Source organism: Bacteroides sp. RTP31139st1_H2_RTP31139_211217, from assembly GCF_040227615.1.
Classification (GTDB): domain Bacteria; phylum Bacteroidota; class Bacteroidia; order Bacteroidales; family Bacteroidaceae; genus Bacteroides; species Bacteroides uniformis.
In genome coordinates this window covers 9306-22532 of sequence record NZ_JBCNZM010000076.1, presented here as the reverse complement: position 1 = coordinate 22532, position 13227 = coordinate 9306, and the positions used below count along the sequence as shown (strand labels likewise).

The window sequence follows — 13227 nt, the reverse complement described above, 5'->3', positions numbered from 1 at the left end:
GGTCTGCTCGATGTGAAAAACTATGACTACGAATCACTGATGGGCACCACCTTCGGGATGGACAAGAAGCAACGTATCCAGACTTTCTCCAGTGGCTCTTCCCACGCCATGACCTTGATGGCCGTTGACTTGAACAAAGACGGAAAGCCCGTAAAATGGATGGTAGAGAACAGTTGGGGAGCCGCTTCCGGTTATCAGGGACATCTCATCATGACCGACGAGTGGTTCAATGAATACATGTTCCGTCTGGTAGTGGAGACAAAGTATGTTCCCGCCAAAGTGATGGAACTGTTTAAACAAAAGCCCGTCTGCCTGCCGGCATGGGACCCGATGTTCGCTGAAGAAAAGTGATGATAAGGATTAGGGGTTAGGGATTAAGGATTAAGGATTAAGGATTAGTGGGCTGCACTATGATTCCGCAGGGTATTAATCCCTAATTCTTAACCCCTAATCCTTGTTCTCGTGTTCGTTAACGAAAGGGATTACGGAAATTTCTCCGTAATTCCTTTCTTTTTTACTCTTTATTCACGTTCTTTTTTGCTACTTTTGCGGCAAATTAATGAAACCATTATTTTAAATAAACGCATGGCAAATGTAATTAAGTTACGTAAAGGCCTTGACATCAACCTGAAAGGCGCTGCTGCCCAGGAACTTGTGTCTGTTAAGGAACCGGGATTCTATTCGCTGGTTCCCGATGACTATACAGGCATCACTCCGAAAGTGGTGGTCAAAGAGCAGGAATATGTGATGGCCGGGGGACCCTTGTTTATCGACAAGAATCATCCTGAATTGAAATTTGTTTCGCCCGTTAGCGGCGTAGTGACAAGCGTGGAGCGTGGTGCACGCCGCAAGGTGCTGAACATCGTCGTAGAGGCTGCCACTGAGCAAGACTATGAGGAATTCGGCAAGATGGACCCGTCCAAGATGAGCGGCCAGCAAGTAAAAGAAGCTCTTTTGCAAGCAGGTATGTTCGCTTTCATCCGCCAACGTCCGTACGACGTTGTTATCGCTGATCCGACGGTAACTCCGAAAGCTATCTTCATTTCGGCTTTCGACAGCAATCCGCTGGCTCCCGATTTTGAATTCGCGCTGAAGGGAGAAGAAGCAAACTTCCAGACGGGACTCGACGCTTTGTCAAAGATGGCAAAGACGTATCTGGGTATTAGTGTAAAACAAAAGTCTGCTGCTCTTGTGCAGGCAAAGAACGTTACCGTAACAGCTTTCGACGGACCACATCCGGCAGGCAACGTGGGTGTACAGATTAACCACATCTCTCCGGTAGTGAAGAGTGAAACGGTCTGGACCATCAGTGCCGAAGCCGTACTCTTCATCGGACGTCTGATGAATACCGGTCGTGTGGACATGACCCGTACGGTGGCTGTAACGGGTTCCGAAGTGTTGAAACCCGCTTATTGCAAGCTGAAAGTCGGCGCTCTGTTGACGAACGTTTTCAAAGGTAACGTGACTACCGACAAAGACCTCCGCTACATCAGCGGCAACGTGCTGACCGGTAAGAAAGTTTCTCCGAACGGCTTCCTCGGCTCTTTCGACAGCCAATTGACCGTTATTCCCGAAGGAGATGAAATCCATGAAATGTTGGGTTGGATTATGCCGCGTTTCAATCAGTTCAGCGTCAACCGCTCTTACTTCAGCTGGTTGATGGGCAAGAAGGAATATGTGATAGATGCCCGTATCAAGGGTGGTGAACGTCACATGATTATGTCCAACGAATACGACCGCGTATTTCCGATGGACATCTTCCCCGAATACTTGGTGAAAGCAATCATTGCAGGTGACATCGACCGTATGGAGGCTCTGGGCATCTACGAAGTAGCTCCCGAAGACTTCGCTCTCTGCGAATTCGTATGTTCTTCCAAAGTGGAAGTGCAGCGCATCGTACGTGCAGGGCTCGATATGCTTCGTGCCGAAATGGCATAATCGGGGCGTATGGCAAATCGTAAATTGTAAATCGTAAAATCGTAAATATATTAATGAAAGCGTTAAGAAATTATCTCGACAAGATAAAGCCGAACTTTGAGGAAGGCGGCAAATTCCACGCATTTCGTTCGGTGTTTGATGGCTTCGAAACATTCCTGTTCGTGCCCAATGCCACTTCGAAATCGGGAACGCATCTTCACGACTCCATTGACAGCAAACGCATCATGTCGATGGTGGTCATTGCGTTAGTACCGGCGCTGCTGTTCGGTATGTATAACGTAGGTTACCAGCATTTCCACGCTACCGGTGCTGCCGGAGGCTTCTGGGAAATGTTCATCTACGGTTTTCTGGCTGTATTGCCAAAAATCATTGTATCTTATGTAGTAGGTCTCGGCATTGAGTTCGTAGTGGCTCAGTGGAAGAAGGAGGAGATTCAGGAAGGCTTCTTGGTTTCCGGTATCTTGATTCCGATGATTGTTCCGGTAGACTGCCCGTTGTGGATTCTGGCGGTGGCTACTGCATTCTCTGTAATTTTTGCTAAGGAAGTATTCGGTGGTACGGGTATGAACGTGTTCAACGTAGCTTTGATTACCCGTGCATTCTTATTCTTCGCCTATCCTACGAAGATGTCCGGTGATGCCGTTTGGGTATCGGGCGACAGTATCTTCGGTCTGGGACAGTCGGTAGATGGTCTGACGGTAGCTACTCCGTTGGGTGCAGCCGCTACCTCGGGCGCCGTTCCGGAGTTCTCCTGGGACATGGTGACCGGCCTTATTCCGGGTTCTATCGGTGAGACAAGCGTTATCGCCATCGCTCTGGGTGCCATTCTGCTGTTGTGGACGGGCATTGCAAGCTGGAAAACGATGTTCTCCGTATTCGTAGGCGGTGCCTTCATGGCATGGGTGTTCAATGCAATCGGTCCCGACACTCCGATGGCACAGATGCCTTGGTACGAACACCTCGTGCTGGGCGGTTTCTGCTTCGGTGCCGTGTTCATGGCTACCGACCCCGTTACATCGGCACGTACAGAGACTGGTAAGTACATCTTCGGATTCCTGATTGGTGCCATGGCTATCATTATCCGTGTGCTCAATCCCGGTTACCCCGAAGGTATGATGCTTGCCATCCTGCTGATGAATATCTTCGCTCCGCTGATTGACTACTGTGTGGTACAGGGTAACATCAGCCGTCGCGAAAAACGTGCAATCAAGTCTAACAATTAAATACCGGAAAAGAAATGAATACCAATAGTAATAGTTATACTATCATTTATGCTTCGGTAATGGTTGTTATCGTTGCATTCCTGCTGGCATTCGTAAGTTCTTCCTTGCGCGAGACGCAGAACAAGAATGTGGAACTTGACACGAAGAAGCAGATTCTTGCTGCACTCAACATCAAGGACGTGAAGGATGCCGAAGCTGAATATAATAAATATGTAAAGGGCGATATGCTGATGAACGTTGACGGTACTCTGACAGAGAATACCGGTGCATTTGCTACCGCTTACGAGAAGGAAGCCAAAGAAAATAACCGTCTGCACGTATTCGTGGCAGAGGTTGACGGTGAGAAGAAATATGTATTTCCCGTTTACGGTGCCGGTCTTTGGGGCGCTATCTGGGGATATGTTGCGCTGAACAGCGACAAGGATACCGTTTATGGTGTTTACTTCTCTCATGCCAGTGAGACTCCGGGTCTGGGTGCCGAAATCGCCAGCACGCATTTCCAGGGAGAGTTCTCCGGCAAGAAAACGTTGGAGAACGGCGAGGTAGTCCTCGGTGTTGTGAAGAACGGCAAGGTAGAGAAACCTGACTATCAGGTGGACGGCATTTCCGGTGGTACCATCACTTCTGTAGGTGTGGATGCCATGTTGAAGGCTTGTCTGAGCAGCTACAAGAACTTTTTAACTAATAATAATGAGGAGGAATAAGAATATGGGACAATTGTTTTCAAAGAAGAATAAAGAAGTATTCTCTACTCCGCTGGGACTGAACAACCCCGTTACCGTGCAGGTATTGGGTATCTGTTCTGCTTTGGCTGTTACTGCCAAACTGGAGCCTGCCATTGTGATGGGGCTTTCAGTGACGGTGATTACAGCATTCTCCAATGTAGTGATTTCACTGCTGCGCAAGACGATACCCAACCGTATCCGTATCATCGTTCAGCTGGTGGTTGTTGCCGCGTTGGTAACTATTGTAAGTGAGATTCTGAAAGCTTTTGCTTACGATGTAAGTGTGCAGCTTTCTGTATATGTAGGTCTGATTATTACCAACTGTATCCTGATGGGACGCTTGGAAGCATTTGCCATGCAGAACGGTCCCTGGGAATCTTTCCTTGACGGTGTGGGTAATGGTTTGGGATATGCCAAGATTCTGGTAATCGTAGCCTTCTTCCGCGAGCTTCTGGGTTCGGGAACGCTGCTCGGTTTCAACATCTTGAACTATGAACCTCTGCAGAAGTTGGGCTATGTGAACAACGGCTTGATGCTGATGCCGCCAATGGCGTTGATTCTCTGCGCTTGCATCATCTGGTATCAGCGTGCACGTCACAAAGAATTGCAGGAAAAGCAGTAATAAATAAATGAAGAATGAAAAATGAAAGAATGAAAAATGGGCTGCTCTGCTGCAGTACAAGTTCTCATTGCTTTAATTCTTTAATTCTTTAATTCTTAATTTATCGAAGAGATATGGAACATTTAATAAGTTTATTCGTCCGCTCTATCTTTGTGGACAACATGATATTCGCGTTCTTCCTCGGTATGTGTTCTTACCTTGCCGTATCGAAGAATGTGAAGACTGCCGTAGGACTGGGTATCGCCGTAACTTTCGTGTTGGTGGTTACGCTTCCGGTCAACTATTTATTGCAGACAAAGGTGCTGGCTGCCAACGCAATCATTGAAGGCGTTGACCTCAGCTTCTTGAGCTTTATTCTTTTCATTGCTGTAATCGCAGCTATCGTTCAGTTGGTGGAAATGATTGTAGAGCGTTTTAGCCCTTCGCTGTATGCTTCACTGGGTATCTTCCTGCCGCTGATTGCTGTAAACTGTGCCATCATGGGTGCTTCTCTTTTCATGCAGCAGCGCATCACGCTGGGTGAGAGCGACCCGAAATTCATCGGTGGCATTGCTGATGCTGTCTCTTATGCGTTGGGCTCCGGTATCGGTTGGTTGCTGGCTATCGTAGGCTTGGCTGCCATCCGTGAGAAAATGGCCTATTCTGACGTTCCGGCTCCACTGAAAGGACTGGGCATCACGTTTATCACTGTAGGTCTGATGGCAATGGCATTTATGTGTTTCTCTGGTTTGAACATCTAAAAGAAAGGAATAAAACAATGGATATGAATATGATATTAGCAAGCATTGGAGTATTCCTCGTGGTTGTCATCCTGCTTGTTGTTATCCTGCTGGTTGCCAAGAATTTCTTGGTGCCTTCGGGTAATGTAAAACTGACTATCAATGGCGACAAGGAACTGGACGTAGCTTCCGGTTCTACATTGCTGAATACGCTGTCTGTAAACGGTGTGTTCCTTTCCTCCGCTTGCGGTGGTAAAGGTTCCTGCGGACAGTGCAAATGCCAGGTAATGGAAGGTGGGGGTGAAATCTTGCCTTCTGAGACTCCGCACTTCAGCCGTAAGCAAATACAAGATCACTGGCGTCTGGGTTGCCAGGTGAAAGTGAAAGGCGATATGGCCATCAAGGTTCCCGAAAGCGTACTGGGCGTAAAAGAGTGGGAGTGCGAGGTTATCTCCAACAAGAATGTGGCTACGTTCATCAAAGAGTTCATCGTTGCATTGCCCAAAGGCGAGCACATGGATTTCGTTCCGGGTTCTTATGCGCAGATTAAGATTCCTAAATATTCGATGGATTATGATAAGGACATCGACAAGAGCCTTATCGGTGATGAGTATCTGCCTGCATGGGAGAAATTCGGTCTGCTGGGCTTGAAGTGCCGCAATGACGAAGAAACCATCCGTGCCTATTCTATGGCCAACTATCCTGCCGAAGGCGACCGCATTATGCTGACGGTACGTATCGCCACGCCTCCGTTCAAGCCGAAAGACCAGGGCCCGGGCTTCATGGATGTAATGCCGGGTATCGCTTCTTCTTATATCTTTACCCTGAAACCGGGTGATAAGGTAACCATGAGTGGCCCTTACGGAGACTTCCATCCGATATTCGACTCCAAGAAGGAGATGATGTGGGTCGGCGGTGGTGCCGGTATGGCTCCGTTGCGTGCACAGATTATGCATATGACGAAGACACTGCACACTACAGATCGCGTGATGAATTACTTCTACGGTGCACGTGCATTGAATGAAGTGTTCTATCTGGAAGACTTCCTGCAGATTGAAAAGGATTTCCCCAACTTCAAGTTCCATCTTGCACTGGACCGTCCCGATCCGGCAGCCGATGCAGCGGGCGTGAAGTACACTCCGGGCTTCGTACACAACGTAATTTACGAGACTTACTTGAAAGACCACGAAGCTCCCGAAGACATCGAATACTACATGTGTGGTCCCGGCCCGATGTCGAAGGCTGTTGAGAAGATGCTCGACGACCTCGGCGTTCCGGCTCAGAACCTGATGTTCGATAACTTTGGCGGATAATCTTCCTTGTCCGTCTTGAGATAAAAAAACTCCGGCTTGTCCTTCAGGGCTTTGCCGGAGTTTTTTGTTCGGGGCATTTCCTCTCTATTGAAAGAAAGTGGAGTGGATTCTTCGTCGCTTTTTCTTTATTCCTTGATATGAATCGGTGCATTTGCCAGAATGGCTGTTACTTCTCCGGTGGTAATTCCTGTTGACACAGACCTCGTATGAATGGTTCTTGGTGAAGGAGAATGCGGTCTTTCAGAGTTTTCATGTTGGATGTTTTATTGAATGTTATCGTTTTCCTCTTCTGTTTCTTCTTGAATGGTATCTTTGGGCAGAAATCTTGGAGAAATGCGTTTCTTGGGAGTGAGGCTCATGCCTTTCAGCATTTCGGCCTGGCGTACTACACTGCCGTTACCGTCCGAGAGCTGGTTGAAGGCTTTGTCGTAATCCCTTTGCAGGCTGGCCAGCCGGTCGCCGATACCGAGGAAGGTGTCGGTAAAGCCTGCAATCTTTTCATATAAGATGGTGCCGCGCTTGATGATGGCCTGCACATTCTTTACCTGGTTCTCCTTCTTCCAAAGGTCGAGCGAGAGGCGCAGGGCGCTAATCAGGTTGGTGGGGCTCATTAGTACCACCTTTTTGTTGTAGGCATATTCCCAGAGGTGGGCATCGCTTTGGATGGCGAGGAGGTAGGCACCTTCGGTGGGGATGAACATCATAACGAAATCCGGTGATTGGGCGTCGTAATGCGAGTAGTCTTTATGGCTGAGCTCGTCGATGTGGGAGCGGACAGATTGCAGGTGTGCTTTCAGGAAGTGTGCCTGCTCCTCCTTGCTTTCGGCAGAGGTGTAGGCAGCATAGGCAGTCAGCGACACTTTGGAGTCGATAATCATTTCCCGTTCGTCGGGGTATTTCACGATGATGTCGGGCTGCATCTTCTGCCCGCTTTCCTCGTTGATGATGGCTTCGCCCCGTTCGTCTTTTAGAAACTCCTGGCGGAAGTAGTGTTCGCCTTCAATCAGTCCGGAGGCTTGCAACAAACGTTCCAGAATCATTTCGCCCCAGTTGCCTTGCATTTTGGAGTCTCCTTTCAGGGCACGGGTCAGGTTGTTGGCATCTTCGCTGAGGCGGTTGTTCAGCTCCACCAGTTCCTTGATGCGTTCACCCAGCGAGAAGCGTTCTTTGGCTTCGGTGCTGTATACTTGTTCCACCTTTTGGCGGAAGTCCTTCAGGTTATCGCCCAGCGGGCGGAGCAGATTGCCCAGGTGTTCGGTATTCAGCCTGGTAAAGTCTTCGGCTTTGCTCTGGAAGATACGGTTGGAGAGATTCTCGAACTCGGTGTTCATGCGCTTGTGCAACGCTTCGGCTTCTTCCTTCTGCAGCTTCAATAATTCTATTTCCTTCTTTGTCCCGCTGATTTCTGCCCTCAGTGCGGCAGACTTGCGGTCTGCCGCCAGATAGCCGACTACGGTTCCGATGATTATCCCTATAATCAGTAATACTATCTCCATAGGTGTTTTGAAGTGTCCGCCTTATTGTGTCAATATTTCGTTTCCGTCTTCAGTAATCAGGATTTGGCTTTCCCATTGGGCAGAAGGCAGTCCGTCGTCTGTGCAGACGGTCCATCCGTCGGCTTCGTCGATAAAGACTTCGTAGCTTCCCATGTTAATCATCGGTTCGATGGTGAACGTCATGCCCGGCACTATCAGCATGCCCGTACCACGTTTGCCGAAGTGTTCCACATCCGGTTCTTCGTGGAACTTGACGCCGCAGCCATGTCCGCAGAGGTCGCGTACCACGCTGTATCCGTTCTTTTCCGCATGCTCCTGGATGGCGGCGCCTACGTCACCGAGGCGTGCCCAGGGCTGTGCGGTCTGTATGCCTATGTCACGGCATTCTTTGGTGACCTGTACCAGTCTCTGCATGTCGGGGCTGACTTCGCCAATCATGAACATGCGTGATGCGTCGGCAAAGTAACCTTTGTAAATGGTGGATACATCGACATTTACAATGTCACCGCTTTTCAGGAATTCCCTGGTGCTGGGAATGCCGTGGCACACTACATCGTTGATGCTGGTGCACACACTTTTGGGGAAGCCTTCGTACATGAAGGGGGCGGGGATGGCGTCGTGGTCTGTGGTGAAGCAATACACCATATGGTCAATTTCAGCTGTGGACATGCCTTCGCGAATGTTCTCGGAGAGATAATCCAGCAGGGCAGTGTTGATTTTGGCACTTGCGCGGATACCGGCCAACTGCTCCTCGGTGCGGAGTGCGCTTCGCATCGGCAGTTTATATCCTTCTTTCTTATAATGTTGAATTTTGGCTTCTACTTCGTCGGAATAGTTTTTAGGAGTAAACCGGACTCCTTTCATGAACTTTTTCATTGTCTTTTCTTTTTTATGAGACTGCAAAAATACACAATAATGCAGGTGCTTGTACTATCAAGAGCCGAAAAAACATTCGTTTTCTTTATCCCGATACCAGCTTAGAGGGTATTCACCACTTTTATTTCGCTTCTTGAACTGTCTATCCTCCGTACTTGTATCTGGGTCTTTATGCGCTCTTTCAGTCCTTCCACGTGACTGATGATGCCTACCTTCTTGCCGCCCATCTGGTGCAGTTTTTCCAATGTGTCCATAACGGTGTTCAGGTAGTCGCTGCTCAGTGTGCCGAAACCTTCGTCGATGAACAGTGTGTCTACCGAGAGGCTCTGGCGGCTGAGGGAAGAAAGTCCGAGGGCAAGTGACAGAGATACTAGGAAGCTTTCGCCGCCCGATAAGGTGCATGCCGGACGTGCCGCACCTCCTTGATGGAAGTCGCGCAGCAGGATGGTGAGCGAACCGGCCTGGCATTCCAGTTCGTAGCGGTCGGTCAAGCGTTGCAGATAGAAATTGGCGCCTGCCAGCAGTTCTTTCAAGACGAAGCTTTGGGCGATGTTGCGGAAATTTTTTCCCCGTTCGTCACCGAAGTGGCGGCAGAGGCGATCCCACTTCAGATACTCTTCGCGCAGCCGGTCGGCACGTTCCTTTTCTTCCTTTATCCGGTCGATGTTGCGAGTGTTTTCTTCCAGGCGTAACTTCTGCTGGCCGATGGATTGGTTGCCGGCGGTTATCTTTTCTTCGAGATTTGCGATGAGTGCATCCAGGGTTTCGAAGTTCTCGTTTTCTTCTATTTCGGGCTTCCGGCCGATGTGCTCTTCCATTTGTTCGGTGGCCAGATGAAAGGCGGTCGATGCAGCTACTTCTTCCTCTTTAAGTGTCTGCAATGAGGCACGTAATGCTTCTATTCGGGAGCCGGACCAAGCGGATAGGACGGTGATACGCTCCTCGTCGAGAGTGGGGTTAGCGGCATAGAACCCGGTTAAATCCTTTTGCAGCCTTGCCATTTGGTCTGCGGTGGAGGATATGCTTTGTTTCAGTCCGCTTGCTTGTGTATTCAGATTATTCCAGGCAATCCCCAGGTCCTTGATTTCCATTTCCTGTGTTGCTGCAGGTGCGTTGCGCCAGTCGGGGAATGCGGCATCGATGCTTTCCTTGTTGATGTTTATCCCTTCCAGCTCTTTGTGGATAAGGGCAATGGCGGATTTCAGTTCTCTTTGTTTTTCCTGCGCCAGCCGGTAGTTGCGCGTAGCTTGCGTCAGGCGGTCAATAAAGGAGAGGGGGGAGTTTTCCCATTCCGTGCTCCATCCCTCCCAGAGGATGAGGGGAGTGACGCGGTTCATGGTGGCACGTATGTTCTCCTTTTCGTTGGCGGCGAGCGACTCGTAATTGACGATGCTGTTTTTCAGCTCATTCAGCACTTTGTCGGCAGAGTTGAAGGCTTGGCGTGCAGCGTCCACGCTTTTCTGGCATTCGTCCTTTTGCCGTTGCAGAGCTATGATTTGTGCGCTGAGCTTTTGAACTTCCGTGAGCTTTTCGTTCAGTTTGTCTGCTTCCAGCTTGTTCTCTTCCAGTAGCTTCTTCAGGGTTTCGCCGGTGGTTGTGGAGAGGCCAACGCCGTTGCATTGGGCGCATTTGGCCTGTGCGTCAGTGTGGGCAAGGTTGTAGCTCCGGAGCGCTCTTGCTGTGGACTGACGGGCATTCTCTGCCAGCGTTCCGTAGGTATTGGATTCTGTCCGGTTGTTGTTCAATGCCTGCTCGGTTTCCTTGTATTCTTTCTCTTTTGTTTCCAGGGAGGTGCGTATGGGAGCAAGGACAGACTGGAAATCTTCATCTTTGCAAAGCGATTTTATTTCTTGTCCGCACACGGGGCAAGTATCCCCGACGACAAGCCGGGAGCGTGTTTCCTTTGCCCACTCTTCTACGGCTTCCTTTTGCTTGTCGTAGAGGGTGCGGATGTCATCATAACTTGTTTTCTTGCTGTCGAATGCCGTTTGCAGGAGGACGTATTGCTTTTGGCACGCCTCCACTTTGGCGTTCAAAGCCTTTTCGTTTTCCTTTGCCTCGTTCAGTGTCCTTTCCGTTTCAGCCAGTAAAGACAAGGCGCTCAATGCTTGCAGCAGGTTCTCCCGTCCGGCATCGAGTTTGTTTTTCTTGTCTTGCAGGGCAGGGCGGTCCATGGTTTCAAGCTGCTTGTTCCGGAGGTTTATTTCGTTTTGCAATGTATGGTTCTCTTGTTCTTTCCGGGTGAGGGCAGCTTCCTTGTCGGTACGCTCCTTGACTTTTACGGGTTGTTGCGCGGCAAGTCTTTCAAGGTGCGCGTTGTAGGTGCCGATGCGTGTTTGGGCATCGAGTGCGGATTTTAGGCCGGTAATGATGGATTGGCTTTGCTCGAACATGGGCAGTAAGGGCGAATGCTCTTGCAAGTACTTCTCGGCACGATGCAGCTTGTCTTCTTGCTCTTTCAGGAAACCGCATAGCCACTTGCTTCCTCCGTCCAGCCGGGCAAAGGATGCTCTTAACATTCCGGCTTGTGCATAGTTCTGTTGTTGTTGCTGTTGCTGCTGTTTCAAGGTAGAGAGCCAGTTGCGGGCGTCGGCGGTGGCATTCCATTCTTTAATCAGGAGTTCTTTCTGTTTGAATTCGTCCGATTGCAGTTGCGCTTGCTTCCCTTCCCACATTTTCTTTTGCTGTTCACGGGTGAGGAGGAGTTCGGAGTATTTCTTCAGCCAGTCCCGTTTTGCGAGGGCGGTAGTTTTCTGCTCATTGGCTTCCTTGACTCCGGCATTTTGCGTGGCTATGGCTTCCTTGATTGCAGTGACTTCTTCTTCTGCCAGGATGTGGATGCCTTCCAGCTTCCGGTTCTGGTTTTCGTATTCCGTCCGTCTTTCCTTGGTGGCGGCATATATTTCGGCACCTATTTCGGAGTAGATACTTGTACCGGTCAGCTTTTCCAGAATATCCGATTTTTCGCTTTCCTTGCTTTGCAGGAACTTGGTGAAGTCGCCTTGCGCCAGCATGGTGGTGCGGCAGAATTGTTCGAAGGTCAACCCCACTGCAGCTTGTATTTCTGCCTTTATCCCATTCTTTTTGTTGAGCTGTGCGCCGCTTTTCTTGTTTTCCAGTGTCCAGCGCACATCTTGCACGGCTCCTGAAATCTTGCGGTGTGCCCGTGCCACGTACCATCGGGCGGTGTAGGGCGTTTCGTTCGAGCCGGTAAACTCCAGCTCCGTCCATGCTTCACTGGTGTTACGGCGCATCAGTTGCCGGCTGTCGTTGATGGCAACATCTTCCTTTTTGGCAGAGAAAGTCTGGCTCAGGTCTTTGTATTTTTCGTTCTCGGCATGGTCCATGCGGGGCGTTTCGTTGTAGAGTGCCAGGCAGATGGCGTCGAGAATGGTTGTCTTCCCTGCACCCGTCTCACCGCAGATAAGGAAAAGGGATTCCTCGCTTAACGGTCCGTTCTCAAAGTCGATGACGGCATCTTCTATGGAGGCAAGGTTCTTTATGGTGAGTTTCTGGAGTTTCATGTTCCGGACAAATGATTAGGAGTTGTTCTTGCTTTTCACTTTTTGCATGACAGTCTCCATCAGCTGGCAAAGTTCTGGGTCCATCTCTTCTCCTTCGGTTTCGCGGTAGTAGAGTCTGGCTATTTCCAGGGGAGACATTTCCTGCATCTCTTGGATGGAGATAGGCTTGCTCTCGTCAGTGTCGGCCTGCCGCTCTCGGGTAGTCTTGATGTAGCAATATTTGCATGCCTTGCCTTTGGCGGCGTTCGAGGCTTTTTCGTTGCAGTCGGGGGGCAGGTAGCCTTTTGTCAGCACATTCAGACGGAGGTATGCAGGTTTCTCTTCCGGATATTCTTCCAGTAATTTCAAGGCGTCTTCGAAAGGTGTCGGGTCATGGGGAAGTGTGACGAGCGGAATCGGATTTTCAATTTCCCTTGTACTGATTTGTGGTTCTGCCCCTTTCTCCAACTCGATGATGGAGACGGAGTGCGGATAGGTTTCGTCGAAGCTGACGGGGAGGGGAGTGCCGCAATAGCGTGCGTGGTGATGACTGCCTTTGATGTCCTGAGGGCAATGGATGTGTCCGAGTGCCAGGTAGTCGTATCCTTCTCCCATAGCGCTGAGGGGAACATACTCTATTCCGCCAATACTCTCATCGTGCCCGCTACGGTCGCTGCCTTCAATGGAGAGATGGGCCATGAGGACGACGGGAAGCTGTGCCGTATTCCGTTTCTTCACTTCGTCCAGCAGTGCCTGGAAGAAGCGTGCCTGCCGTTGGTCGCGCGGTGTTTCAGTGTCCAGCAGGGGGAAGT

The 13227-nt window shown here is 49.9% G+C and carries 11 protein-coding genes; 7 read left to right on the top strand and 4 right to left on the bottom strand.

The annotated features are described in order from the left end of the window. From ABUA47_RS13615 to nqrF, 7 genes are all read left to right on the top strand, one after another. Positions 1–351: C1 family peptidase (locus ABUA47_RS13615; RefSeq protein WP_349831673.1), on the top strand; the 351-nt coding region annotated here is incomplete at its 5' end. A gap of 234 nt (positions 352–585) precedes the next feature. Then, positions 586–1938 carry a Na(+)-translocating NADH-quinone reductase subunit A gene (locus ABUA47_RS13610; RefSeq protein ID WP_349831671.1) on the top strand — a complete coding sequence of 451 codons (1353 nt, stop codon included), beginning with the start codon at positions 586–588 and terminating at the stop codon, positions 1936–1938. A gap of 53 nt (positions 1939–1991) precedes the next feature. Then, positions 1992–3161 (top strand): NADH:ubiquinone reductase (Na(+)-transporting) subunit B, encoded by a 1170-nt coding sequence (locus tag ABUA47_RS13605; protein WP_349831669.1) that lies wholly within the window; start codon positions 1992–1994, stop codon positions 3159–3161. A gap of 14 nt (positions 3162–3175) precedes the next feature. Further along, positions 3176–3865, top strand: coding sequence for a Na(+)-translocating NADH-quinone reductase subunit C (locus tag ABUA47_RS13600; protein ID WP_008663259.1), 690 nt, complete (start codon positions 3176–3178; stop codon positions 3863–3865). 4 nt (positions 3866–3869) lie between these two features. Further along, on the top strand, positions 3870–4508 hold the full coding sequence (locus ABUA47_RS13595) for an NADH:ubiquinone reductase (Na(+)-transporting) subunit D (RefSeq protein ID WP_005836455.1): 639 nt from the start codon (positions 3870–3872) through the stop codon (positions 4506–4508). A gap of 113 nt (positions 4509–4621) precedes the next feature. Next, positions 4622–5248 (top strand): NADH:ubiquinone reductase (Na(+)-transporting) subunit E, encoded by a 627-nt coding sequence (gene nqrE / locus ABUA47_RS13590; protein ID WP_005828321.1) that lies wholly within the window; start codon positions 4622–4624, stop codon positions 5246–5248. 17 nt (positions 5249–5265) lie between these two features. Continuing rightward, on the top strand, positions 5266–6540 hold the full coding sequence (gene nqrF / locus ABUA47_RS13585; RefSeq protein WP_016272690.1) for an NADH:ubiquinone reductase (Na(+)-transporting) subunit F: 1275 nt from the start codon (positions 5266–5268) through the stop codon (positions 6538–6540). A 263-nt stretch (positions 6541–6803) separates the two neighbouring features. Here nqrF and ABUA47_RS13580 read toward each other — a convergent pair whose 3' ends face one another. The 4 genes from ABUA47_RS13580 to ABUA47_RS13565 all read right to left on the bottom strand — a co-directional run. Continuing rightward, positions 6804–8036, bottom strand: a complete 1233-nt coding sequence (locus tag ABUA47_RS13580; protein ID WP_009036948.1) for a DNA recombination protein RmuC — start codon at positions 8034–8036, stop codon at positions 6804–6806. Between the two features lie 21 nt (positions 8037–8057). Continuing rightward, positions 8058–8912, bottom strand: coding sequence for a type I methionyl aminopeptidase (map, locus tag ABUA47_RS13575; protein WP_005828329.1), 855 nt, complete (start codon positions 8910–8912; stop codon positions 8058–8060). A gap of 101 nt (positions 8913–9013) precedes the next feature. Beyond that, positions 9014–12436, bottom strand: a complete 3423-nt coding sequence (locus ABUA47_RS13570; protein WP_035448299.1) for an AAA family ATPase — start codon at positions 12434–12436, stop codon at positions 9014–9016. Between the two features lie 15 nt (positions 12437–12451). Continuing rightward, positions 12452–13227 (bottom strand): exonuclease SbcCD subunit D C-terminal domain-containing protein (locus ABUA47_RS13565; protein WP_349831667.1); only part of this gene is annotated, 776 nt, incomplete at its 5' end.